The following is a 20,612-nucleotide window of genomic DNA, read 5'->3' as shown; positions in this document are numbered from 1 at the left end:
CCGCCCGTGACGCATCACCTGGCACAACTGAACATCGCCCGCATGAAAGCCCCGCTGGATTCGCCGGTGATGGCGGATTTCGTCGCCAACCTGGCCCGCATCAACGGCCTCGCGGAGGCTTCCCCTGGCTACCTCTGGCGGCTGCAGGACGAGTCGGGCGATGCCACCGCGCTGCGTCCGTTCGGCGATGACGTGGTGGTGAACCTCTCGCTCTGGCGGGACCTGGATTCGCTGAAGACCTTCACCTACCAGGGCGCCCACACCGAGATGCTCAAGCGCCGGGGCGAGTGGTTCGACCGTCTCGGCGAGGCCCACCAGGTGCTCTGGTGGGTGCCGGCGGGCCACCTGCCGGACGTGCACGAGGCCGCCCGGCGCCTGGCCCGGCTGCAGGAGGAAGGCGCAGGGCCGGAGGCCTTCACCTTCCGTCACGCCCATCCTGCGCCGGCTGCCGCGAGCCCCGTGGCATGAGTGGAGCGACGCTGGCGCTGAGCGCGGGTGAGGCACGGCGCCTGGTGCTCGCGGCCCAGGGGTTCACCCGGGCGCCCCGTGGCGCGGTGCGGCCCCCGCACCTGGCGTCGCTGGCCGAGCGGCTGGGCGTGGTGCAGATCGACTCGGTGAATGCCCTGGTGCGTTCCCATTACCTGCCGTTCTTTTCCCGCCTGGGCGGCTACGACGCCTCGGCGCTGGATGCGCTGGCCTGGAGCGGCGGGCGTCAGCGGCGCTTCTTCGAGTACTGGGGGCACGAGGCGTCGCTGTTGCCGCTGTCCTTCTACCCGCTGATGCGCTGGCGCATGGCGCGCTCGGCCGCCGGGCAGGGCATCTACGCCATGCTGGCGCGTTTCGGCCGCGAGCGGCAGGACGTGATCCAGCGGGTGCTGCAAGCCATCCGCACGGACGGCGCAAGCGGAGCCGGTGCACTCAGCACCCGCACCGAGCGGGCCGGCCCCTGGTGGGACTGGAGCGACGAGAAGAACGCGCTGGAGTGGCTGTTCGCCGCTGGCGAGGTGACGGTGGCCGGCCGGCGCGGCTTCGAGCGCCTGTACGACCTGCCGGAGCGGGTGATTCCCGCGCAATGGTTGAACACCCCGGAGCCGACGCCCGATGCGGCGATGCGTGCGCTGCTGCTGCACGCCGCACGCGCCCTGGGCGTGGCGACGGAGAAGGACCTGCGTGATTACTTCCGCCTGGAAGTGGCCGATGCCCGGCGGGCCCTGGCGGAGCTGGTGGAGGCCGGCGAACTGCTGCCGACCCAGGTACGCGGCTGGACCCAGCCGGCGTACTGCGCCGGTGAGCCGGTCATCCCCCGGCGGGTTCGCGCAGCGGCGTTGCTGTCGCCCTTCGATTCACTGATCTGGGAACGCAGCCGCACCGAGCGGCTGTTCGGCTTCCACTATCGGCTGGAGCTCTACACCCCGGCTGATCGCCGGCGCTATGGCTACTACGTGCTGCCGTTCCTGCTGGGGGATCGCCTGGTGGCGCGGGTCGACCTGCGTGCTGACCGGCAGGGCGGCAGCCTGAAGGTGCTGGCGGTGCACGAAGAGCCCGGCGGCCTGCCGGACCCGGCCCTGGCCGAGCTGGGGCGCTGCCTGGTGGAGATGGCGAGCTGGCTGGGGCTGGACAGGGTGGACCTGGCCTGCGTGAGGCCGGTTTCGCAAGGGCTGGAGCGCTGGCTGCAGGCATAGCGGGGGCCGCGTAGCGACCCCCGCAAGGTCTCAGCGGACCTTGAGCACCAGCTTGCCGAAGTTGCCACCGTCGAACAGCTTGGACAGGGTCTCGGGGAAGGTCTCCAGGCCTTCCACCACGTCTTCCTTGCTCTTCAGTTGGCCGCTGGCCATCCAGCCGCCCATTTCGCGGGCGGCATCGGCGAACTTCGCCGCGTGGTCCATCACCACGAAGCCTTCCATGCGGGCGCGGTTGACCAGCAGCGACAGGTAGTTGGCCGGGCCCTTGACCGCTTCCTTGTTGTTGTACTGGCTGATGGCGCCACAGATGACGATGCGGGCCCTGGGGGCGAGGCGGGTCAGCACGGCGTCGAGGATGTCGCCGCCGACGTTGTCGAAGTACACGTCCACCCCTTTGGGGCACTCGCGCTTGAGCGCTTCGGCGACGTTCTCGGCCTTGTAGTCGATGGCTGCGTCGAAGCCCAGTTCGTCCACCAGGAAGCGGCACTTGTCGGCGCCACCGGCAATGCCGACCACGCGGCAGCCCTTGATGCGGGCGATCTGCCCGGCAACGCTGCCCACCGCACCGGCGGCCCCGGAGAGCACCACGGTCTCGCCGGCCTTGGGCGCGCCGACGTCCAGCAGGGCGAAGTAGGCGGTCATGCCGGTCATGCCCAGGGCGGAGAGGTACAGCGGCAGCGGCGCCTTGCTCGGGTCGACCTTGTAGAAGCCGCGCGGCTCGCCGAGGAAGTAGTCCTGCACACCCAGGGCGCCGTTGACGTGGTCGCCCACGGCGAAGTCCGGGTGGTTGGAGGCGATCACCTTGCCCACGCCGAGGGCGCGCATCACCTCGCCGATGCCCACCGGGGGGATGTAGGACTTGGCGTCGTTCATCCAGCCACGCATGGCCGGGTCGAGGGACAGGAAGAGGTTTTCCACCAGCACCTGGCCGGGTCCGGGTTCGCCAACGGCCGTCTCGACGAAGTTGAACGTGTCGCGGGTGGCGGGCCCCACGGGGCGCTTGGCGAGCAGGAACTGGCGGTTGATCAGGGACATGGCAGGGGACTCCGAATGGGTGAGACCCACCGGTTTAGTCGGGCAGGCGGGCCAGGGCAAGGTTCGTTGTCGCGAGGAATGCCACGGCATGAATCTGGATGATCCACGGGGGTGGCCTTAATCATCCGTCTGGATGCTGCCCTCTCCAGCGGCCTGATGATGCTGACGCCGTTCCGGTGCGACTGGCTAGACTCCGGGCGATTTCCACAGCATCCGAGGTTGCATCGATGAGCACGAGATTCTCCGGCCAGGTCGCCCTGGTCACCGGCGCCGGCAATGGCATCGGCCGCGCTACTGCACAGGCCTTCGCCGCTGAAGGCATCAAGGTGGTGGTGTCCGACGTGGACGTGGCCGGCGGCGAGACCACCGTGCAGCTGATCCGCGAGGCGGGTGGCGAGGCCACCTTCATCCGTTGCGACGTGACCCGGGATGCCGAGGTGAAGGCGCTGGTAGAAGGCACGGTCACGGCCTACGGTCGCCTCGACTACGCGTTCAACAACGCCGGCATCGAGATCGAGAAGGGCAAGCTGGCCGACGGCGACGAGGACGAGTTCGACGCGATCATGGGCGTCAACGTCAAGGGCGTGTGGCTGTGCATGAAGCACCAGATCCCGCAGATGCTGGCACAGGGTGGCGGCGCCATCGTCAACACCGCTTCGGTGGCGGGCATTGGCGCGGCACCGAAGATGAGCATCTACGCCGCCTCCAAGCACGCGGTCATCGGCCTGACCAAGTCGGCCGCCGTGGAGTACGCGAAGAAGAAGGTGCGGGTGAACGCGGTGTGCCCGGCGGTGATCGACACCGACATGTTCCGCCGTGCCTACGAGGCGGACCCGAAGAAGGGCGAGTACGCCGCCGCCATGCACCCGGTGGGGCGCATCGGCAAGGTGGAGGAGATCGCAGGTGCGGTTCTCTACCTGTGCAGCGACGTGGCGGGCTTCACCACCGGGCATTCGCTGGTGGTGGACGGTGGCGCGACGGTGGTCTGAGCCGTCGAGCGGTCACACGGAAAAGGCGCCCTTGGGCGCCTTTTTCATTTCGGGGCAGGTCAGTCCCGCCCGGTCCTGACGTTGAGGATCAGCAGGGTCAGGACGCCGGCCACCAGGCCCCAGAAGGCCGAGCCGATGGACAGCAGCGTCATGCCGGAGGCCGTGACCATGAAGGTCACCAGTGCGGCCTCGCGCTCCTTGGGCTCCTGCATGGCCACGGTGAGGCCGTTGCTGATGGAGCCGAACAGCGCCAGGGCCGCCACCGAGAGCACCAGTTCCTTGGGGAAGGCGGCGAACAGGGCGGCCAGGGTGGCGGCGAAGGTGCCGGCGATGCCGTAGAAGACCCCGCACCACATGGCGGCGGTGTAGCGCTTGCTGCGGTCCTCGTGGGCATGGGGGCCGGTGCAGATGGCGGCGCTGATGGCGGCCAGGTTGATGCCGTGGGAGCCGAAGGGCGCCAGCAGCAGCGAGGCGAAGCCGGTGGCCGAGACCAGGGGCGAGGCCGGCACCTGGTAGCCGTCGGCACGCAGCACGGCGATGCCGGGAATGTTCTGCGAGGCCATCGCTACGATGAACAGCGGCAGGCCGATGCTGATGATGGCGGTGAAGGAGAAGGTCGGGGTGGTCCACACCGGTTGCGCCAGGTGGAAGTGGAAGCCGCTGAAGTCCAGCAGGTCCAGGGCACCGGCGGTGACGCAGCCCACCAGCAGCGCGGCGAGCACCGCATAACGCGGCTGCAGGCGCTTGAACAGCAGGTAGCTGAAGAACATCGCCAGGACCAGGGCGGTGCGGTGCTGGGCGGCGATGAAGATCTCGCTGCCGATCTTGAACAGGATGCCGGCCAGCAGCGCAGCGGCGAGGGAGCCCGGCAGGCGCCGCATCAGCCGCTCGAAGCCGCCGGTGAGCCCCACCAGGGTCAGCAGGATGGCGCAGACGACGAAGGCGCCGATGGCGTCGGAATAGGGCACGCCGGGCAGGCTGGTGATCAGCAGTGCCGCGCCCGGGGTGGACCAGGCCACGGTGATCGGCGTGCGGTAGCGCAACGAGAGGCCGATGCTGCAGATGGCCATGCCGATGGACAGGGCCCAGATCCACGAGGCGATCTGCCCGCTGGAGAGGCCGGCGGCCTGGCCGGCCTGGAACATCAGCACCAGGGAGCTGGTGTAGCCGGTGAGCATGGCGATGAAACCGGCCACCACCGCCGAAGGTGAGGAGTCGGCCAGCGGGCGCAGGCGGGGCAGGGCGGTGCCGGTGTCGGAGGCACGGGTCATCAGAGCGTTCCCTTGAAGTCGACGAGGATGGGGTAGAGCGAGGCCACCAGCAGGATGGCCATGCCGATATTGAACGCGCGGAGCACCCGTGGCGAGGACAGCCAGTGGCGCAGCAGGCTGCCGGCAACGGTCCAGAGGCCGACGCTGGGGCAGTTGATCAGTGCGAACAGGGCGGCGATCAGCAGGGCGTTGGTGACGAAGTTCTCCTGCGGGGTGTAGGTGGTGATGGCGCCGATCGCCATCACCCAGGCCTTGGGGTTGACCCACTGGAAGGCCGCCGCCTGGAGGAAGGTGAAGGGGCGCGCCTCGCCCTTGGCGTCGTCGGGGGCACCGGAGCCGGCGATCTTCCAGGCCAGGTAGACCAGGTAGGCTGCGCCGCCATAGCGCAGCAGGCTGTACAGCAGGGGAACCTGCTCGAAGACCTGGTGCAGTCCCAGGCCCACCGCAGCGACCATCACCATGAAGCCGATGCTGATGCCAAGCATGTGCGGCAGGCTGCGGCGGATGCCGAAGTTCACTCCGGAGGCGAGCAGCATCATGTTGTTGGGGCCGGGGGTGATGGAGGTGACGAGGGCAAACAGCGCAAAGGCGAGCAACAGTTCCAGGCTCATGGCAGGTCTCTCTTCTTGGAGGGAGAAAGCCTACGGCGTGGCGCTTCGCCGCGCCCCGTACAGCGATGTGCGCAAAAAGCGATACAGTCGCGTGACGTCTCCCGTGTGCACCGTTACTGTGCCGGTCAGTTGAATCAGGAGCCCCGTCATGGACGAGAACCCCTGCGCACCCCCTCAGGTCGAACTGCTCCAGCCGGAGGCGCCGCGCCCGTTGCCGGAATGGAGCGCTGGCCAGCTCAGGCTGTTGGGCTGGCTGTCCCTGGTCGGCTTCCTGGGCAACCTGGTGCTGTTGCTGGGTGTGGTGTCGATCGGCTGGTTCGGGATCGAGCTGCCGGTGGCCTACACCGACTGGTCGGGCCTTTCCCTGGTGCTGCTGGGCAGCTATGTCTCCCTGCGCTTCAAGGTCTTCGCCGAGGCGCGTTTTGCTGCCACCGGCCTGACCTGGCCCACCTGGGTCGTGGTGGTCACCAGTGTGCTGCTGCAGGTGATGCTGATGACGGTGGGCGACCAGCTGGGGAGCCTGGGGTGGGAGATGGCCCTGTACGGCTCCGGTCTGGTGCTGTGCGGGGCGGGGTGCATCTGGCTCGGCGTGCGCCTGGTGAAGGTGCCGGACACCTATTCGTCTTTCCGGGTCGTGGCCGGTGCCATCCTGGTGACGGGTGTGATGCTGGTTTCGCTGCTGCTGGCGGCGTTCAGTTCGCTGCCGGCGCTGGTGTCGGTGGTGGCCACGGCGCTGGTGTTCTTCCGGGGTGCGCGGGAGCTGGAGGGCGGGCGCTGAGGCGCCTCAGGTGCCTTCCGGCTCGTCCTGGCGGGCGCCGCCCAGGGTCTGGTTGACCTTCAGCCAGCCTTCCACCGCATCGGCCCCGGCCTCGCCGAAGGCCCGCTCCAGCAGGCGGGCCTGCTCCCGACGCAGGCTCTTCTCCAGCTTCGAGCCTTCTGCCGTCAGTCCCAGCTGGCGCTTGCGCTTGTCGTCATCAGCGGTGCTGCTCTGCACCAGGTCCATCTCCATCAACTGGCGCAGCGGCGTGTTCAGCGCCTGCTTGCTCACGCCGAGGTAGCCGAGCATTTCCTTCACGCTCAGCCCCGGGTACTTGGCGATGAAGAACAGGATGCGGTGGTGCACCCGCGACAGCCCGCGACGGGCGAGCATTTCGTCGGGCTTGCTGGTGAAGGCCTGGTAGCCGAAGAAGAAGGCTTCCATGGCAGCGTGCTGGACGGCGGGGTTTTTCAGGTCAAGCATATTGACGTATCCATCCCGGGCATCGTAGTTTCGGTCAAGCAGTTTGACTCAATTCTCACGCCTTCGCACCCGGTGACATCCATGGCCTTCTCCGAACGCATCGCCCGCCTGAAAAGCTCCCTGATCCGTGAAATCCTTGCTGCGGCGCAGCGCCCGGAGGTGATGTCCTTCGCCGGTGGCCTGCCGGCCGAGCCGATGCTGCCGAAGGTGGAGTGGGCGGACATGCCGGCGAGCATGGGCCAGTACGGCATGAGCGAGGGCGAGCCGGCCCTGCGTGAAGCGGTGGCCGCCGAGGCGCGCGCCCTGGGTGTCCCCTGCGATGCCAGCCAGGTGCTGATCGTCAGCGGTTCCCAGCAGACCCTGGACCTGGCGTCCAAGCTGTTCATCGACCCGGGCACCGAGGTGCTGCTGGAGGCGCCGACCTACCTGGCCGCGCTGCAGGCGTTCCAGCTGTTCGGTGCCGACTGCATCGCCGTGGCCCAGGAGGCTGACGGCCCCGAGCTGGCCTCCCTGCGCCAGCGCCTGGAGCAGCACAAGCCGGCCTTCGCCTACCTGATCCCGACCTTCCAGAACCCCTCGGCGGTGCGCTACAGCGAGGCCAAGCGCGACGCCGTGGCGGCGCTGCTGGACGAGTTCGGCGTGACCCTGATCGAGGACGAGCCGTACCGCGAACTGGTGTTCGACGGCGGCAGCGCCACCCCCATCGTCAGCCGCCTGAAGAAGGCCAGCTGGATCTACACCGGCACCGTCTCCAAGACCCTGCTGCCGGGCCTGCGCGTAGGCTTCCTGATCGCCAGTCCGGACCTGTTCCCCTACCTGCTGCGCCTGAAGCAGTCCGCCGACCTGCACACCAACCGCATCGGCCAGTGGCAGGCCCTGCAGTGGCTCGGCAGCGAACAGTACCGGGGCCACCTGGCCGAGCTGCGTGACTTCTACCGCGTGCGCCGCGATGCCATGCAGGCGGCGCTGGAAGAACACTTCGGCGACCTGGCCACCTGGGAAGTGCCCCAGGGCGGGCTGTTCTTCTGGCTGGCCCTCAAGCAGCCGCTGGATACCCGCACCCTGCTGAAGCCGGCGCTGGACCAGAACGTCGCCTTCATGCCGGGCGAGCCGTTCTTCATCGATCCGGACAATCATCCCGGCTACCTGCGCCTGAACTTCAGCCACGTGGCGCCGGAGCGCCTGGGCGAGGGGCTGCGCCGTCTGGCCAGCGTGGTTCGGGAAGCCCAGGCCGCCCAGGCCGTCTGATCGAGGAGCAGGCGATGTACAAGGTTTACGGTGATGTGATTTCCGGCAACTGCTACAAGGTCAAGCTGATCCTCGAGCTGCTTGGGCAGCCCTATCAGTGGGTGCCGGTGGACATCCTCAAGGGCGAGACCCAGAGCGAGGCCTTCCTGGCGCTCAACCCCAACGGCAAGATCCCGGTCCTGGAGCTGGAGGACGGCACCACCCTGTGGGAGTCCAACGCCATCCTCAACTTCCTGGCCGAGGGCAGCGACCTGCTGCCCACCGAGCCGCGCCTGCGCACCCAGGTGTTGCAGTGGCAGTTCTTCGAGCAGTACAGCCATGAGCCCTATGTGGCGGTGGCGCGCTTCATCAAGCGTTACCAGGGCATGCCGGCCGAGCGCGCCGAGGAGTACCAGGTGTGCCTGGTGCGCGGCTACAAGGCCCTGCGGGTGATGGAGCAGCAGCTCTCCCGCACGCCGTACCTGGTGGGTGATACCTATTCCATCGCGGACATCGCCCTGTACGCCTACACCCACGTGGCGGAAGAGGGCGGCTTCGACCTCTCCGGCTTCCCCGCCATCCAGGCCTGGATGGCACGGGTGGCGGCTCATCCGCGTCATGTCAGCATCGGTTGAGGCGGCACGTCGCCGCCATGGCGCGCACGGCAGCCCTGGTCTAACGTCCTCCGGGTCCATTCCGGGCCTGGAGGCGTGCAGATGAAATACCGGGGAGGCTGCCATTGCGGCCGTATCGCGTTCGAGGTCGAGGGCAGCCCCATCACCGAGGTGATGGCCTGCAACTGCTCGCTGTGCAGCAAGCGTGGCTACCTGCTGTGGTTCGTCCCGCGCGCCCAGCTGGTGCTGGAGACGCCCGAGGCCGACCTGTCCACCTATCGCTTCAATCGCATGCAGATCGCCCATCACTTCTGCGGCACCTGCGGTTGCGCCCCGTTCGGCGAGGCTTCCGATCCCCAGGGCAACGCCATGGCGGCGGTGAACGTGCGCTGCCTGGAGGGCGTCGATCCGGATGCGCTGCAGGTGCGCAAGGTGGATGGGCGCAGCTTCTAGCGGGTCGTCTTCCGGGGCGCCAAATAAAAAACCGGCCCTGGGCCGGTTTTTTCGTGGGCGATCCCTCAGCGGATCAGGTTGAGGAACTCGCTGCGGGTCGCGGCGTTGTTGCGGAATTCGCCGAGCATCACCGATGTGATCATCGAGGAGTTCTGCTTCTCCACGCCGCGCATCATCATGCACATGTGCTGGGCCTCGATCACCACGGCCACGCCCAGGGCGCCGGTGACCTGCTCCACCGCTTCGGCGATCTGCCGGCTCAGGTTCTCCTGGATCTGCAGGCGGCGGGCGAACATGTCGACGATGCGCGCCACCTTGGACAGGCCCAGCACCTTGCCGTTGGGCAGGTAGGCCACGTGGGCCTTGCCGATGAAGGGCAGCAGGTGGTGCTCGCACAGGGAGTAGAGCTCGATGTCCTTGACCAGCACCATCTCGCTGTTGTCGGAGGTGAACAGGGCGCCGTTGATCACCTCGTCCAGGGTCTGCTCGTAGCCGCGGCAGAGGTACTGCATGGCCTTGGCAGCGCGCTTGGGGGTGTCCAGCAGGCCTTCGCGGTTCACGTCCTCGCCCAGTTGGCCGAGGATTGCGGTGTAGTGGCTTGCCAGTTTGTCGGGGCTAGAGTCCATGGTGCTTCCAGAATCGAGTGGATGTAGGCGGACCATTGGCATGCCCATAGGGCCCGGTCGTTGGCCGGGGCAGCCCTTACGGCTGCATCGCACGCGGTGGGGGCGGGACGCTCTGATGGCGGCTTCCGCACGGCCACCCGGCACATGGTCGCGTTTCGTTCGGCGGCGATTGTACTGCGCCTGCCCGTGCTTGCCGAACTTCTTTGGCCGCCCCGCCGTCTGATGGCAGTCGGCTATCGTGGCGATAGCAAGCTTCGATTGCCCATCGCTTCAGCCAATCCCTAGGCTGCCGATACCTGTGTCGTCCTTCTTATCCTCATGCCGTCTTCGAGGTCCTGCCCGATGTTCCAGTCATCCCTCAAACGCGAACTAGCCGAGTGCCAAGCCCAACTCGCGCAGGCCCTGGCGCGTCGTAGCGCCGTCGATCGCTCCATGGCGGTCATCGAATTCCTGCCGGATGGCACCATCGTGTCCGCCAACGAGAACTTCCTCTCCGCGGTCGGTTACCGCCTGGAGGAGGTGCAGGGACGGCACCACCGGATGTTCTGTGATCCGGCCTATGCCAATAGCGCCGAGTACCGCCGCTTCTGGGAGCGCCTGGCGACGGGTGAGTTCATCCGCGACCGCTTCCGTCGCCAGGACAAGCAAGGGCGTGAGTTGTGGCTCGAGGCCAGCTACAACCCGGTGCGTGACACGGCTGGGCGGGTGGTGGGGGTGCTCAAGCTGGCCACCGACATCACCGCCCAGGTGGTGCGTGAACAACAGCAGGAAAGCCTGATCAGCGCCATCGACCGTTCCATGGCGGTGATCGAGTTCAACCTCAAGGGCGAGGTGCTCACCGCCAACGAGAATTTCCTCAGCCTGATGGGGTATCGCCTGGACGAGATCCGCGGGCGCCATCACCGTCAGCTGTGTACCCGCGAGGATGGCGCTTCGCCCGAGTACGCGCAGTTCTGGGAACGGCTGAACCGCGGTGAGTTCTTCTCCGGCCGCTTCAAGCGGGTCAACAAGCGCGGGGATGTGGTCTGGCTGCGCGCCACCTACAACCCGGTGTTCGACGCCAATGGCACCCTCTACAAGGTGGTGAAGCTGGCCTCGGACGTGACCGAGCAGGTACTGCACCAGCAGGCCGAGTCCCAGGCGGCGCACCTGGCCTACGAGATATCCCTGCAGACCGACGGTGGTGCGCAGCGGGGTGCTGAAGTGGTCCAGCGCACGGTGGACGTGGTGCAGGGCATTGCCGGTGAGTTGAACCGGGCGGCCAGCGGCATTTCGGCCGTGAGCCAGCAGTCCGACCAGATCAGCAGCATCGTCCAGACCATCCGCGGTATCGCCGACCAGACCAACCTGCTGGCGCTGAACGCCGCCATCGAGGCGGCACGGGCCGGCGAACAGGGGCGCGGGTTCGCCGTGGTGGCCGAGGAGGTGCGCAACCTGGCGGCGCGCACGGCCCAGGCGACGGTGGAGATCGTCGACGTGGTACGGCGCAACCATGAGCTGTCCCAGGAGGCGGTCCAGAGCATGGAAAGCAGCCGCGAGAAGGTGGAGCAGGGGGTGCAGCTGGCCAGCCAGGCAGGCCAGGCGATCCTGGAGATCCAGGAAGGTGCCCAGCGGGTGGTGGAAGCCATCCGCCAGTTCAGTTCCACGCTGGAACGTTGAACCAAGGGGCCGCCCGGTGCCGGGCGGCCCTGGTCACTGTTACTCGTCGCGGCCTTCGAGCATGGTGCGTCGCAGCATCACGTAGAGGGCGCCGGTGCCGCCGTGGCGCGGCAGGCAGGAGGTGAAGCCGAGCACCTGGGGATGCTGGCGCAGCCAGGTGTTGACGTGGCTCTTGATCAGCGGGCGCTTGCCATCCAGGCGTGCGGCCTTGCCATGGGTGATGCGCACGCAGCGGATTTCCAGCTTGGTAGCCTCGGCGAGGAAGTCCCAGAGCGTCTCGCGGGCTTTTTCCACGGTCATGCCGTGCAGGTCGAGGCTGCCCTCGAAGGCGATCTGGCCCTGCTTGAGCTTGCGCATCTGGCCTTCCTGGACGCCGTCGCGGGCCCAGTTCAGTTCATCCTCGGCACCCACATCGATCACGAAGAGGTCGGAAAGGCCGTCCACCTTGGTGCTGGTGCCCGCCTGGGTGGCGTTCTGCCGGCGGCTGACGACCTGCTGGCGGTCGGCGCGCGGCTTGCCGATATCCGCGCGGTCGTGCTGGATGCGTTTGACGCCACGCATCTGCTGGCTGAACAGGGAAAAATCGTCGTCTTGCATGAGGGCCTCCACAGCGGCCGCTCAGTTTACCCGCGAGGCGGGGCGACGTCAGTGGCGTTTCTTCATCAACCGGGGTGACAGGTCCAGGTTGCTGCGCCGACGGAAGCGCCGCCGTGCATGGCGCCAGAGCCCAACGCCGAAGGCCAGCAGCAACAGGCCGCTGACCAGCAGGGTCAGCGCGGCGCCGGTGCTGTCGTTGAGCGGGCCCAGTGCCGGCGGACGGCCGAGCAGGGTGGCCGAGCCGGCCATCGCCAGAAGGATGCCCAGGGTGGCGATCAGCGCCGCACAGCCGGCCAGCAGCCGCCAGCCCAGGTGCCGGGGCGCATGGGGGCGAAGGCGGCGGGCGTCGAATCCATCGGGTTGTCTCATCCGGTCTTCCTCGTCTTGATCGGGCGTATGACCGGAACCAGCGGGTGGGGTTCCTGCCATTCGCCCGATAGGAGAGGGCCGGCTTTGCGGTGAGGCGTTGCCTCAGGCGAGGGCGCGTGCGTTGGGTACGACGCTGGCGAAGTTGTCGGCGAGGGCGATGACCTCGACGCGGTGCATCTCGTCGGCGCTGATCACGCCGCCGTCAGGGGTGGGCAGGTCACGGGTGGCGCAGGCGGCGGCGACCAGGGTGCAGCGGTAGCCGTAGTCCTTGGCGGCGCGCACGGTGGTGCTGACGCTGGAATGGGTCATGAAGCCGCAGACGATCAGGTCCAGGTGGCCGATCTCCTGCAGGCGGTCGTGCAGGTCGGTGCCAGCGAAGGCGTTGGGCAGGCGCTTCTCGACGACCACCTCGCCAGGCAACGGGGCGGCTTCGGGCATCTGCTGGCCACGTTCGCCCTGGGGGTCCAGCAGGCCACCCGGAACGCCCAGGTGCTTGACGTGTACGACGGGGGTGCCGGCTGCGCGAGCGGCGGCCAGCAGGGTCGCGATCTCCTCCAGTGCCGCATCGAGGCCGGGCAGGGCCAGGACGCCGCTGCGGTACTCCTCCTGGACGTCGATGATGACCAGCGTGGCGTTGCTCAGGGTGGTCGGCGGGTAGCCCCGGCCGCTGAGTTGGAACATGGATTTGGGAGCAGACATGCGAATCTCCGGTACGACGTAGGCCGCTATTGTCCGCCGTGTGACGCGATAAGTGAACCATGTCGCGCAATCCTCTTGCGGGAACCTTCCCGCCCGGCGCACCATCGAAGCCCTTCGGATGGAGTCGAAGTCGCCGTGTGCAAGGAGTTGCCGCATGAATGGCCTGTCTGATCTTCCCCCTTCTTTCTGGTTGCTGTTCGCCTGCGCCGTGGCCATCGCCGTGTTGCGCGAATTGCGTCGTGAGCGCCGGGAAGACCCCTAGGTGCGTCGCAAGCCCTAAGCGGTCGGGTGTAGAATCCGCATCCCGTTCCAAGAGGTAGAGCGTCGTGTCCGAATCCCGCCTGCGCACCCTGCGCGACCACATCCGCTGGGCCGTTAGCCGTTTCCATGGGGAGAACCTGTTCTTCGGCCATGGCACCGACAACGCCTGGGATGAAGCCCGCCAGCTCGTCCTCGGCGCCCTGCACCTGCCCTACGAAATCGCCGACAGCTACCTGGACTGCAGCCTGGAGGACGACGAGCGCGAGCATGTCCAGGCCCTGCTGAAGCGCCGCATTCATGAGCGCGTACCGGCCGCCTACCTGCTGGGCGAGGCCTGGTTCTGCGGCCTGCCGTTCGTGGTCGACGAGCGCGTGCTGGTGCCCCGTTCGCCCATCGGCGAGCTGATCGAGCAGGGCTTCGAGCCCTGGCTGCCGAACATGCCGGCGCGCATCCTCGACCTCTGCACCGGCTCCGGCTGCATCGGCATTGCCGCCGCCCACGCCTTCCCCGAGGCAGAGGTGGTGCTGGCCGACCTGTCCTTCGACGCGCTGGAAGTGGCCAACCAGAACATCGAGCGCCACGAGCTGGAGGACCGCGTCTACACCGTCCAGGGCGACGGTTTCGACGGCCTGCCCGGCCAGCGCTTCGACCTGATCCTGTCCAACCCGCCCTATGTCGATGCGGAAGACTTCGCCGACATGCCCGAGGAGTACCACCACGAGCCGGCCATGGGCCTGGCCTGTGGCGACGATGGGCTGGACCTGGTGCGGCGCATGCTGGCCGAAGCCGCCGACCACCTGACCGAGCAGGGCACCCTGATCGTCGAGGTGGGCAACAGCCAGGTGCATGTGGAGGCGCTGTATCCGGAAGTGGACTTCACCTGGCTGGAGTTCGCCCGGGGCGGGCATGGCGTGTTCCTGCTCAGTGCCCGCCAGTGCCGCGAGCACCAGGACCTGTTCCGCGCCCGCCTGGCGGGCTGAAGAGAGCCTCCCCGCTCAGGGCACCTCTGAAAGTCGGGGCGTGCCCGTCAGTGGGTGGCGATCCAGATCAGCAGGCCGGCCTGGAACACGGCGAAGACCACCAGGCAGGTGATGGTGAAGCGCAGGCCGCTGTCGTCGCGCTTGAGCTCGGTGACGCGGTCCTCCAGCTTGCGGATCTGGATTTCCTGCTGGTGCAGGTTGTGGTCGGCCTGCTGCAGCATGTTGGCCGCGTCCAGCAGGCCGATGACCTGCACCTTCTCCTTGTTCCAGTCATCCAGCAGCTCGCTGACGCGACCGGCGCCGTAGTGGGCGTGCAGTTGCAGCGGGTCCTGGTAGGTGACTTCGAATCCCTGGGCCTTGAGCACGTGGTCACGGCGCTGGCGAATGTCTTCCGAGACGGCCAGCGTGTTCGGTAGCGCGCCGCCTTCGACCCGGTAGTGCGCCCACTGGCGTCGCGCCCAGTGGATGCCCCGGGCCAGCAGGAAGCGCCCAAGACCGCGATTCTGGGGCTCCAGCCGCAGGCCGTCGTCGGGGCCGAAGCGGACCTCCTTGCTGCGGTGGTCGGCCCAGACCTCCAGGCGGTTCTGTTCCTTGCGCATGAGTTGTCCCGGCAGGTGCAGGCTGAGCACCAGCAGGCTGTGGTCGGGGCTGTGTCGTTCCACCTCGCCCAACTCGATGAAGCGCAGTGGCCGGGGCCCCGTGGCGGCGTCGGCAGGCAACGGCGCCAGCCTCAGCAGCAGGTGGTTCTCCGGCGCCAGGTCGGCCCAGGGATGCGGTGGCACCACCACGGGCGTGGGGTCCAGGGCCTCGGGGGGCTGGGTGTCGGTGTCGCTCATCGGGCTTTCCTGTTACGGGCGCGGTGTGATCCGGTTATCGGCCGCCAGGCGGCGGGCTGGAGGGCAGGGCGGCGATGAACGCCAGCAGGTGCTGGCCCAGCTCGCGAGCCAGGGGCAGCTCGACGGCATTATAGGAGCCCAGCTGCTCCTGGATACCGGCCGGCGTGATGCGCAGGATGTGGTTCATGCCGCCGATGACTGCCAGCTCGGCATCGGGCTTCGCGGCCTTCAGGGCCTCGGCATCGGCAACGCCGACCTGGATGTCGTGGCTGCCCTGCAGGATCAGTGCGGGGACTTTCACCGCCGCGAAGGCCTCGACCGGGTCGTGGGCCAGCAGCGAGATCAGGTAAGGCTGCACGCTGGGTCGGAACAGCACCATCAGCGGCGGTGGCACCTCGTCCACGGTCTGGCCGTTGCGCAGGGCCGCGAGGATCGCGGCGCTCCGTGCCAGGAGCGGAGGCGGCAGGCGCTGGCGCAGCTGTTCCACCAGCAACTGGTCGAAGGGCCGGCCGCTGCCGGCGATCACCACCAGGGCGGCGGCCTCGGTACGTGGCGCGGCCAGGCTGGCGATCAGCGCCCCTTCGCTGTGGCCGATCAGGATCAGTCTGGAAAACCGGGGGTCGGCCCTGAGCTGGCGTGCCCAGGCGACGGCGTCGTCCACGTAGCCGTCCAGGCTCAGCTGGCGTTCGTCCGGCCCGGCGTCTTGGCTGGCGGCAATGCCGCGCTTGTCGAAGCGCAGGCTGGCGATGCCGTTGCGGGCCAGCAGCTCGGCGAGCTTCTTCAGGCTGTCGTTGCGCCCACCCATGGGGTTGTTGCCGTTGCGGTCGGTGGGGCCGGAGCCGGCCACCAGCAACGCAACGGGGGCCGGCCCCTCGCCACCGGGCAGCAGCAGGGTGCCGTGGAGCACGCCGGTGCCGGTGTCCAGGTCCATGGGGCGCTGCAGCACGGTCTGGGCGGCGAAGCCGGTGGCGGGTGGGAGCAGGCTGCAGAGCAGCGGGGCGAGCAGGGTGTACAGCAGTCGGGGCATGGGGGAATCCGTGTGGGAGTGCCAGGCTTGGATGCCGGCACCGGCGCAAGGTTCGTGGGTGAACTGGTCGGGCGCCGCAGGTATACTCCTCGGCCTTTCTTCGAGGCCCATTTCAGCGGAGCACTGTGCATGTCCGGCAACACCTACGGCAAGCTGTTCACCGTCACCACGGCTGGCGAAAGCCACGGCCCGGCGCTGGTCGCCATCGTCGACGGCTGCCCGCCCGGGCTGGAGCTTTCCCTGGAGGACCTGCAGCGTGACCTCGACCGCCGCAAGCCGGGCACCAGCCGCCACACCACCCAGCGCCAGGAAGCCGACGAGGTGGAGATCCTCTCCGGCGTCTTCGAAGGCCGCACCACCGGCTGCTCCATCGGCCTGCTGATCCGCAACACTGACCAGAAGTCCAAGGACTACTCGGCGATCAAGGACCTGTTCCGCCCGGCCCACGCCGACTACACCTACCACCACAAGTACGGCGTCCGCGACTACCGTGGCGGCGGCCGTTCCTCGGCGCGCGAGACCGCCATGCGCGTCGCCGCCGGCGCCATCGCCAAGAAGTGGCTGGCCGGGCAGGGCATCCGCATCCGCGGCTACATGAGCCAGCTCGGCCCGATCGAAATCCCCTTCAAGACCTGGGACTCGGTGGAGCAGAACGCCTTCTTCAGCCCCGACCCGGACAAGGTGGCGGAGCTGGAGGCCTACATGGACCAGCTGCGCCGTGACCAGGATTCCGTCGGCGCCAAGATCACCGTCGTCGCCGAAGGCGTGCCGCCGGGCCTGGGCGAGCCGATCTTCGACCGCCTGGACGCGGAACTCGCCCACGCGCTGATGAGCATCAACGCGGTGAAGGGCGTGGAAATCGGCGCCGGCTTCGCGTGCGTCGCCCAGCGCGGCACCGAGCACCGCGACGAGCTGACCCCGGAAGGCTTCCTCAGCAACAACGCCGGCGGCATCCTCGGTGGCCTTTCCTCGGGCCAGCCGATCGTCGCCCACCTGGCGCTCAAGCCCACCTCCAGTATCACCACCCCGGGCCGCTCCATCGACGTCGACGGCAACCCGGTGGACGTGATCACCAAGGGCCGCCACGACCCCTGCGTCGGCATCCGCGCCACGCCCATCGCCGAAGCCATGATGGCCATCGTGCTGATGGACCACCTGCTGCGCCACCGCGGGCAGAACGCCGATGTGCGTGTCACCACTCCGGTGCTCGGCCAACTGTGACCGGCGGCGCGCTGCCGTACTGGCGGCTGTCCGGTTTCTACCTGTTCTACTTCGCCCTGCTGGGCGCCACGGCGCCCTTCCTCGGGCTCTACTTCGCCCACCTGGGCTTCTCCGCCGCGCGCATCGGCGAGCTGGTGGCCATCCCCATGCTGATGCGCTGCGTGGCGCCCAACCTCTGGGGCTGGCTGGGCGACCGCAGCGGCCAGCGCCTGGCCATCGTGCGGCTGGGCGCGCTCTGCACCCTGTGCACCTTCGCGCTGATCTTCGTCGACAAGAGCTACGCCTGGCTGGCGATGATCATGGCCCTGCATGCCTTCTTCTGGCACGCGGTGCTGCCGCAGTTCGAAGTGATCACCCTGGCCCATCTCAGGGAGCAGGCCGCGCGCTACAGCCAGATCCGCCTGTGGGGCTCCATCGGCTTCATCCTCACCGTGGTCGGCCTGGGCAAGGCGTTCGAGGTGTTCAGCCTGGACGTCTACCCGGTGGCGCTGGTGGTCATCATGGCCGGTATCGTGCTCAGCAGCTGGTGGGTGCCCAATGCCACGCCGGTGGCCCGGGAGGGAGGCGCCAGCGGTGGCTTCCTCGACCAGCTGCGGCAACCCGGCGTGCTGGCGTTCTACCTGTGCGTGGGGTTGATGCAGCTGTCCCACGGCCCGTACTACACCTTCCAGACCATCTACCTGGAAAGCCTCGGCTACCCGCGCGGCTTCATCGGCCAGCTGTGGGCGCTGGGCGTGGTGGCGGAGGTATTGATGTTCCTGGTGATGGCGCGCATCCTCTCGCGCTTCCCGGTTCGCGAGGTGCTGGCCGCGAGCTTCCTGCTCGCGGCGTTGCGCTGGCTGCTGCTGGGGCATCTCGCCGACAACCTCGCGGTGCTGCTGTTCGCCCAGGTGCTCCATGCGGCGACCTTCGGCAGCTTCCATGCGGCGGCCATCCATTTCGTGCAACGCCAGTTCGGCCCGCAGCAGCAAGGCCAGGGCCAGGCGCTCTACGCAGCACTCGCCGGCACCGGCGGCGCGCTCGGGGCCCTGTACTCCGGTTACAGCTGGAACAGCCTGGGCGCTTCCTGGACCTTCGTCATCGCCAGCCTGGCCGCCATGGCTGCTGCCGTTATCATTGCCACTCAATTGAAAGAGGAGCGGGCATGAACCGCGAAACACTCACCCGTGAAATCATCGAGGCCGGCCGCTTCCTCTATGGTCGCGGCTGGTCCCCGGCCACCAGCAGCAACTACTCGGCGCGGTTGTCGGCCGACCAGGCGCTGCTGACCGTCTCCGGCAAGCACAAGGGCCAGCTCGGCGAGGACGATGTGCTGGCCACCGACCTCGACGGCATCAGCCTGGAGCCCGGCAAGAAGCCCTCCGCCGAGACCCTGCTGCACACCCAGCTGTACCGCTGGCAGCCCGGGATCGGCGCCGTGCTGCACACCCACTCGGTGAACGCCACCGTTCTCTCGCGGCTGACCCTGAGCGACTCGCTGGTGTTCGCCGACTACGAACTGCAGAAGGCCTTCAGCGGCGTGTCCACCCATGAAAGCCAGGTGGAAGTGCCGATCTTCGACAACGACCAGGACATCGCCCGTCTGGCAGCCAAGGTCCAGCCCTGGCTGGACGTGCACCCCGAGTGCGTCGGCTACCTGATCCGTGGCCACGGCCTCTACACCTGGGGCCCGCGCATGAGCGACGCCCTGCGCCAGGTCGAAGCCTTCGAATTCCTGTTCGAGTGCGAGCTGAAGGTTCGCGCCCTGCAGGCCCGCTGACGCCACCCTCCGCCGAGGGAGCCTTGACCCAGACCGCCCGTGCGACCGGCCAGCAGAGCCGGAGCCGGCGACCAGGAGTACACCGATGAGCAGCCTTTCCGTTTACCACGAGTCCAGCCCCGACCTGCCGAACAAGGTGCTGACCCATGTCGATGACATCGCTTCCACCCTTGCGGCCGTGGGCGTGCGCTTCGAGCGCTGGCAGGCCAGCGCGCCGCTGACCCCGGGGGCGAGCCAGGACGAGGTGATCGCCGCCTACCGCCCGCAGATCGACGCGTTGATGAAGGAGCGCGGCTACGTGACGGTGGACGTGGTCAGCCTCGACCGCAGCCACCCGCAGAAGGCCGAGCTGCGTGCCAAGTTCCTTGACGAGCACCGCCACGCCGAGGACGAGGTGCGCTTCTTCGTCGCCGGGCGCGGCCTGTTCACCCTGCACATCGATGACTACGTCTACGCCGTGCGGTGCGAGAAGAACGACCTGATCTCGGTGCCTGCTGGCACCCGCCACTGGTTCGACATGGGCGAGGAGCCGCACTTCGTCGCCATCCGCCTGTTCAACAACCCCGAGGGCTGGGTGGCCCAGTTCACCGGGGACGACATCGCCAGGCGCTTTCCGCAGTTGGAGGATTGAGGCCGTAGGCGGGGCAGGGAGCGTGGTGGGCTGAAGCCCACCCTATGCCCACCTGGTACACCCGCCTGATACGTCTGTCTGCGCCCATCCAGCCCTGCGATTGCGCCGGGTCCTGTGAATATCGAAATACCGGAGTCCGCATGCCCATCAAGGCCATCCTCACCGACATCGAAGGCACCACCAGTGCCGTGAGCTTCGTTTTCGACGTGCTGTTCCCCTATGCCGCCCGGCACCTGCCGGGCTTCGTCAGCGAGCACGCCGCCGAGCCTGCCGTGGCGGAGCAGGTGGAAGCGGTACGTCGCGAGAGCGGCGAGCCCGAGGCCAGCATCGAGCGTGTGGTGGCGATCCTGCTGGAATGGATTGCCGAGGACCGCAAGGCCACCCCGCTCAAGGCGCTGCAAGGCATGGTCTGGGAGCAGGGCTACCGGGCCGGACAGCTCAAGGGCCATGTCTACCCGGATGCTGTCGAGGCGCTGCGCCGCTGGCACGCCGAGGGCTATCGGCTGTACGTCTACTCCTCGGGCTCGATCCAGGCGCAGAAGCTGATCTTCGGCTGTTCCGAGGCGGGTGACCTGAGCCCGCTGTTCTCCGGCTACTTCGACACCACCAGCGGCCCCAAGCGGGAGGCCGGGTCCTACCGCCGTATCGTCGAGGCCATCGGGCTGCCGGCGGAGGAGGTGCTGTTCCTCTCCGACGTGGTGCAGGAACTGGACGCGGCGCGCGAAGCCGGCCTGCCCACCATCGGCCTGGCCCGCGAGGGTGGCGAGCTGGCCGGGCATCCGACCGTGGCCAGCTTTGCGGTGATCGACCCGGCACACACCTGAG

The 20,612-nt window shown here is 68.0% G+C and carries 24 protein-coding genes and 1 pseudogene; 15 read left to right on the top strand and 10 right to left on the bottom strand.

Annotated features, from left to right (window positions below):
- Positions 1-6: 6 nt before the first annotated feature.
- The gene (locus tag SZ55_RS00940; RefSeq protein ID WP_152644409.1) at positions 7-468 is read left to right on the top strand and encodes a DUF3291 domain-containing protein; all 462 of its coding nucleotides are present in this window, start codon (positions 7-9) and stop codon (positions 466-468) included.
- A complete protein-coding gene (locus SZ55_RS00935) occupies positions 465-1,682 on the top strand; it encodes a winged helix-turn-helix domain-containing protein (protein WP_044399812.1) in 1,218 nt (405 codons plus the stop codon). Before SZ55_RS00940 ends, SZ55_RS00935 begins: the two co-directional genes overlap by 4 nt.
- A gap of 30 nt (positions 1,683-1,712) precedes the next feature.
- On the opposite strand, the gene SZ55_RS00930 is transcribed toward SZ55_RS00935, so the two are convergent.
- Positions 1,713-2,717 (bottom strand): NADP-dependent oxidoreductase, encoded by a 1,005-nt coding sequence (locus SZ55_RS00930; protein WP_044399809.1) that lies wholly within the window; start codon positions 2,715-2,717, stop codon positions 1,713-1,715.
- A gap of 227 nt (positions 2,718-2,944) precedes the next feature.
- On the opposite strand from SZ55_RS00930, the gene SZ55_RS00925 reads away from it, so the two are divergent.
- Positions 2,945-3,706 carry an SDR family oxidoreductase gene (locus SZ55_RS00925; RefSeq protein ID WP_044399806.1) on the top strand — a complete coding sequence of 254 codons (762 nt, stop codon included), beginning with the start codon at positions 2,945-2,947 and terminating at the stop codon, positions 3,704-3,706.
- 59 nt (positions 3,707-3,765) lie between these two features.
- Here the strand turns inward: SZ55_RS00925 and SZ55_RS00920 are convergent, their stop codons facing one another.
- Together SZ55_RS00920 and SZ55_RS00915 are read right to left on the bottom strand one after the other, a co-directional pair.
- On the bottom strand, positions 3,766-4,977 hold the full coding sequence (locus SZ55_RS00920) for a benzoate/H(+) symporter BenE family transporter (RefSeq protein WP_044399803.1): 1,212 nt from the start codon (positions 4,975-4,977) through the stop codon (positions 3,766-3,768).
- Entirely contained in the window at positions 4,977-5,588 is a 612-nt protein-coding gene (locus SZ55_RS00915; protein ID WP_044399800.1) for a LysE family translocator, read from the bottom strand. The genes SZ55_RS00920 and SZ55_RS00915 overlap by 1 nt, the downstream gene beginning before the upstream one ends.
- A 148-nt stretch (positions 5,589-5,736) precedes the next feature.
- On the opposite strand from SZ55_RS00915, the gene SZ55_RS00910 reads away from it, so the two are divergent.
- A complete protein-coding gene (locus tag SZ55_RS00910) occupies positions 5,737-6,366 on the top strand; it encodes a hypothetical protein (RefSeq protein WP_052807498.1) in 630 nt (209 codons plus the stop codon).
- Positions 6,367-6,372: 6 nt separating this feature from the next.
- Here SZ55_RS00910 and SZ55_RS00905 read toward each other — a convergent pair whose 3' ends face one another.
- Positions 6,373-6,828: a MarR family winged helix-turn-helix transcriptional regulator gene (locus SZ55_RS00905; RefSeq protein ID WP_044399797.1), complete on the bottom strand. Its 456-nt coding sequence runs from the start codon at positions 6,826-6,828 to the stop codon at positions 6,373-6,375.
- A gap of 81 nt (positions 6,829-6,909) precedes the next feature.
- On the opposite strand from SZ55_RS00905, the gene SZ55_RS00900 reads away from it, so the two are divergent.
- The 3 genes from SZ55_RS00900 (at position 6,910) to SZ55_RS00890 (ending at position 9,122) form a co-directional block, all read left to right on the top strand.
- Positions 6,910-8,076, top strand: a complete 1,167-nt coding sequence (locus SZ55_RS00900; protein WP_044399794.1) for an aminotransferase-like domain-containing protein — start codon at positions 6,910-6,912, stop codon at positions 8,074-8,076.
- A gap of 14 nt (positions 8,077-8,090) precedes the next feature.
- On the top strand, positions 8,091-8,690 hold the full coding sequence (locus SZ55_RS00895) for a glutathione S-transferase family protein (RefSeq protein ID WP_044399791.1): 600 nt from the start codon (positions 8,091-8,093) through the stop codon (positions 8,688-8,690).
- Positions 8,691-8,771: 81 nt separating this feature from the next.
- Positions 8,772-9,122, top strand: coding sequence for a GFA family protein (locus SZ55_RS00890; RefSeq protein ID WP_044399788.1), 351 nt, complete (start codon positions 8,772-8,774; stop codon positions 9,120-9,122).
- Between the two features lie 65 nt (positions 9,123-9,187).
- Here SZ55_RS00890 and folE read toward each other — a convergent pair whose 3' ends face one another.
- A complete protein-coding gene (folE, locus tag SZ55_RS00885) occupies positions 9,188-9,748 on the bottom strand; it encodes a GTP cyclohydrolase I FolE (protein ID WP_044399785.1) in 561 nt (186 codons plus the stop codon).
- A gap of 318 nt (positions 9,749-10,066) precedes the next feature.
- On the opposite strand from folE, the pseudogene SZ55_RS28915 reads away from it, so the two are divergent.
- Positions 10,067-10,864: pseudogene (locus SZ55_RS28915) on the top strand (PAS domain-containing protein); the annotation flags it as partial.
- Positions 10,850-11,407: a methyl-accepting chemotaxis protein gene (locus SZ55_RS28910; protein ID WP_269082593.1), complete on the top strand. Its 558-nt coding sequence runs from the start codon at positions 10,850-10,852 to the stop codon at positions 11,405-11,407. The pseudogene SZ55_RS28915 and the gene SZ55_RS28910, both read left to right, overlap by 15 nt.
- 39 nt (positions 11,408-11,446) lie before the next feature.
- Here the strand turns inward: SZ55_RS28910 and SZ55_RS00875 are convergent, their stop codons facing one another.
- The 3 genes from SZ55_RS00875 to SZ55_RS00865 form a co-directional block, all read right to left on the bottom strand.
- On the bottom strand, positions 11,447-12,004 hold the full coding sequence (locus tag SZ55_RS00875) for a Smr/MutS family protein (protein WP_044399779.1): 558 nt from the start codon (positions 12,002-12,004) through the stop codon (positions 11,447-11,449).
- Between the two features lie 48 nt (positions 12,005-12,052).
- Entirely contained in the window at positions 12,053-12,373 is a 321-nt protein-coding gene (locus SZ55_RS00870; protein WP_044399776.1) for a hypothetical protein, read from the bottom strand.
- 102 nt (positions 12,374-12,475) lie between these two features.
- The gene (locus SZ55_RS00865; protein ID WP_044399773.1) at positions 12,476-13,072 is read right to left on the bottom strand and encodes a cysteine hydrolase family protein; all 597 of its coding nucleotides are present in this window, start codon (positions 13,070-13,072) and stop codon (positions 12,476-12,478) included.
- Positions 13,073-13,398: 326 nt separating this feature from the next.
- Here SZ55_RS00865 and prmB point away from each other — a divergent pair, with 326 nt between their 5' ends.
- A complete protein-coding gene (gene prmB, locus SZ55_RS00860) occupies positions 13,399-14,313 on the top strand; it encodes a 50S ribosomal protein L3 N(5)-glutamine methyltransferase (RefSeq protein ID WP_044399770.1) in 915 nt (304 codons plus the stop codon).
- 47 nt (positions 14,314-14,360) lie between these two features.
- Here the strand turns inward: prmB and SZ55_RS00855 are convergent, their stop codons facing one another.
- Positions 14,361-15,149, bottom strand: a complete 789-nt coding sequence (locus tag SZ55_RS00855) for a hypothetical protein (RefSeq protein WP_044399767.1) — start codon at positions 15,147-15,149, stop codon at positions 14,361-14,363.
- A 34-nt stretch (positions 15,150-15,183) separates the two neighbouring features.
- The gene (locus SZ55_RS00850; RefSeq protein WP_082078093.1) at positions 15,184-16,176 is read right to left on the bottom strand and encodes an alpha/beta hydrolase; all 993 of its coding nucleotides are present in this window, start codon (positions 16,174-16,176) and stop codon (positions 15,184-15,186) included.
- 129 nt (positions 16,177-16,305) lie between these two features.
- Between SZ55_RS00850 and aroC the strand changes: the two genes are divergently transcribed.
- The 5 genes from aroC (at position 16,306) to mtnC (ending at position 20,611) form a co-directional block, all read left to right on the top strand.
- Positions 16,306-17,397, top strand: a complete 1,092-nt coding sequence (gene aroC, locus SZ55_RS00845) for a chorismate synthase (RefSeq protein WP_044399764.1) — start codon at positions 16,306-16,308, stop codon at positions 17,395-17,397.
- Positions 17,394-18,545 carry an MFS transporter gene (locus tag SZ55_RS00840; protein WP_044399761.1) on the top strand — a complete coding sequence of 384 codons (1,152 nt, stop codon included), beginning with the start codon at positions 17,394-17,396 and terminating at the stop codon, positions 18,543-18,545. The genes aroC and SZ55_RS00840 overlap by 4 nt, the downstream gene beginning before the upstream one ends.
- The gene (locus SZ55_RS00835) at positions 18,542-19,156 is read left to right on the top strand and encodes a methylthioribulose 1-phosphate dehydratase (protein ID WP_044399758.1); all 615 of its coding nucleotides are present in this window, start codon (positions 18,542-18,544) and stop codon (positions 19,154-19,156) included. The genes SZ55_RS00840 and SZ55_RS00835 overlap by 4 nt, the downstream gene beginning before the upstream one ends.
- An 85-nt stretch (positions 19,157-19,241) precedes the next feature.
- A complete protein-coding gene (locus SZ55_RS00830; protein ID WP_044399754.1) occupies positions 19,242-19,787 on the top strand; it encodes a 1,2-dihydroxy-3-keto-5-methylthiopentene dioxygenase in 546 nt (181 codons plus the stop codon).
- Between the two features lie 140 nt (positions 19,788-19,927).
- Positions 19,928-20,611 carry an acireductone synthase gene (gene mtnC, locus SZ55_RS00825; RefSeq protein WP_044399751.1) on the top strand — a complete coding sequence of 228 codons (684 nt, stop codon included), beginning with the start codon at positions 19,928-19,930 and terminating at the stop codon, positions 20,609-20,611.
- Position 20,612: the final 1 nt, after the last annotated feature.

Origin of the sequence: Pseudomonas sp. FeS53a (genome assembly GCF_000931385.1) — a bacterium.
In the GTDB taxonomy this organism is placed as follows: domain Bacteria; phylum Pseudomonadota; class Gammaproteobacteria; order Pseudomonadales; family Pseudomonadaceae; genus Metapseudomonas; species Metapseudomonas otitidis.
Note: the sequence above shows the minus strand (reverse complement) of the source record. Positions and strands in the feature narration are given on the sequence as shown.

Bases quoted from the DNA above. Each gene is read 5' to 3' on its own strand.
- SZ55_RS00855 (WP_044399767.1), bottom strand. From the start codon at position 15,149: ATGAGCGACACCGACACCCAGCCCCCCGAGGCCCTGGACCCCACGCCC.
- SZ55_RS00935 (WP_044399812.1), top strand. From the start codon at position 465: ATGAGTGGAGCGACGCTGGCGCTGAGCGCGGGTGAGGCACGGCGCCTG.
- SZ55_RS00930 (WP_044399809.1), bottom strand. From the start codon at position 2,717: ATGTCCCTGATCAACCGCCAGTTCCTGCTCGCCAAGCGCCCCGTGGGG.
- SZ55_RS00835 (WP_044399758.1), top strand. From the start codon at position 18,542: ATGAACCGCGAAACACTCACCCGTGAAATCATCGAGGCCGGCCGCTTC.
- mtnC (WP_044399751.1), top strand. From the start codon at position 19,928: ATGCCCATCAAGGCCATCCTCACCGACATCGAAGGCACCACCAGTGCC.
- SZ55_RS00830 (WP_044399754.1), top strand. From the start codon at position 19,242: ATGAGCAGCCTTTCCGTTTACCACGAGTCCAGCCCCGACCTGCCGAAC.
- SZ55_RS00865 (WP_044399773.1), bottom strand. From the start codon at position 13,072: ATGTCTGCTCCCAAATCCATGTTCCAACTCAGCGGCCGGGGCTACCCG.
- SZ55_RS00895 (WP_044399791.1), top strand. From the start codon at position 8,091: ATGTACAAGGTTTACGGTGATGTGATTTCCGGCAACTGCTACAAGGTC.
- SZ55_RS00925 (WP_044399806.1), top strand. From the start codon at position 2,945: ATGAGCACGAGATTCTCCGGCCAGGTCGCCCTGGTCACCGGCGCCGGC.
- SZ55_RS00915 (WP_044399800.1), bottom strand. From the start codon at position 5,588: ATGAGCCTGGAACTGTTGCTCGCCTTTGCGCTGTTTGCCCTCGTCACC.
- SZ55_RS00900 (WP_044399794.1), top strand. From the start codon at position 6,910: ATGGCCTTCTCCGAACGCATCGCCCGCCTGAAAAGCTCCCTGATCCGT.
- SZ55_RS00850 (WP_082078093.1), bottom strand. From the start codon at position 16,176: ATGCCCCGACTGCTGTACACCCTGCTCGCCCCGCTGCTCTGCAGCCTG.
- folE (WP_044399785.1), bottom strand. From the start codon at position 9,748: ATGGACTCTAGCCCCGACAAACTGGCAAGCCACTACACCGCAATCCTC.
- SZ55_RS00910 (WP_052807498.1), top strand. From the start codon at position 5,737: ATGGACGAGAACCCCTGCGCACCCCCTCAGGTCGAACTGCTCCAGCCG.
- SZ55_RS00890 (WP_044399788.1), top strand. From the start codon at position 8,772: ATGAAATACCGGGGAGGCTGCCATTGCGGCCGTATCGCGTTCGAGGTC.
- SZ55_RS00875 (WP_044399779.1), bottom strand. From the start codon at position 12,004: ATGCAAGACGACGATTTTTCCCTGTTCAGCCAGCAGATGCGTGGCGTC.
- SZ55_RS00870 (WP_044399776.1), bottom strand. From the start codon at position 12,373: ATGAGACAACCCGATGGATTCGACGCCCGCCGCCTTCGCCCCCATGCG.
- SZ55_RS00905 (WP_044399797.1), bottom strand. From the start codon at position 6,828: ATGCTTGACCTGAAAAACCCCGCCGTCCAGCACGCTGCCATGGAAGCC.
- SZ55_RS00920 (WP_044399803.1), bottom strand. From the start codon at position 4,977: ATGACCCGTGCCTCCGACACCGGCACCGCCCTGCCCCGCCTGCGCCCG.
- aroC (WP_044399764.1), top strand. From the start codon at position 16,306: ATGTCCGGCAACACCTACGGCAAGCTGTTCACCGTCACCACGGCTGGC.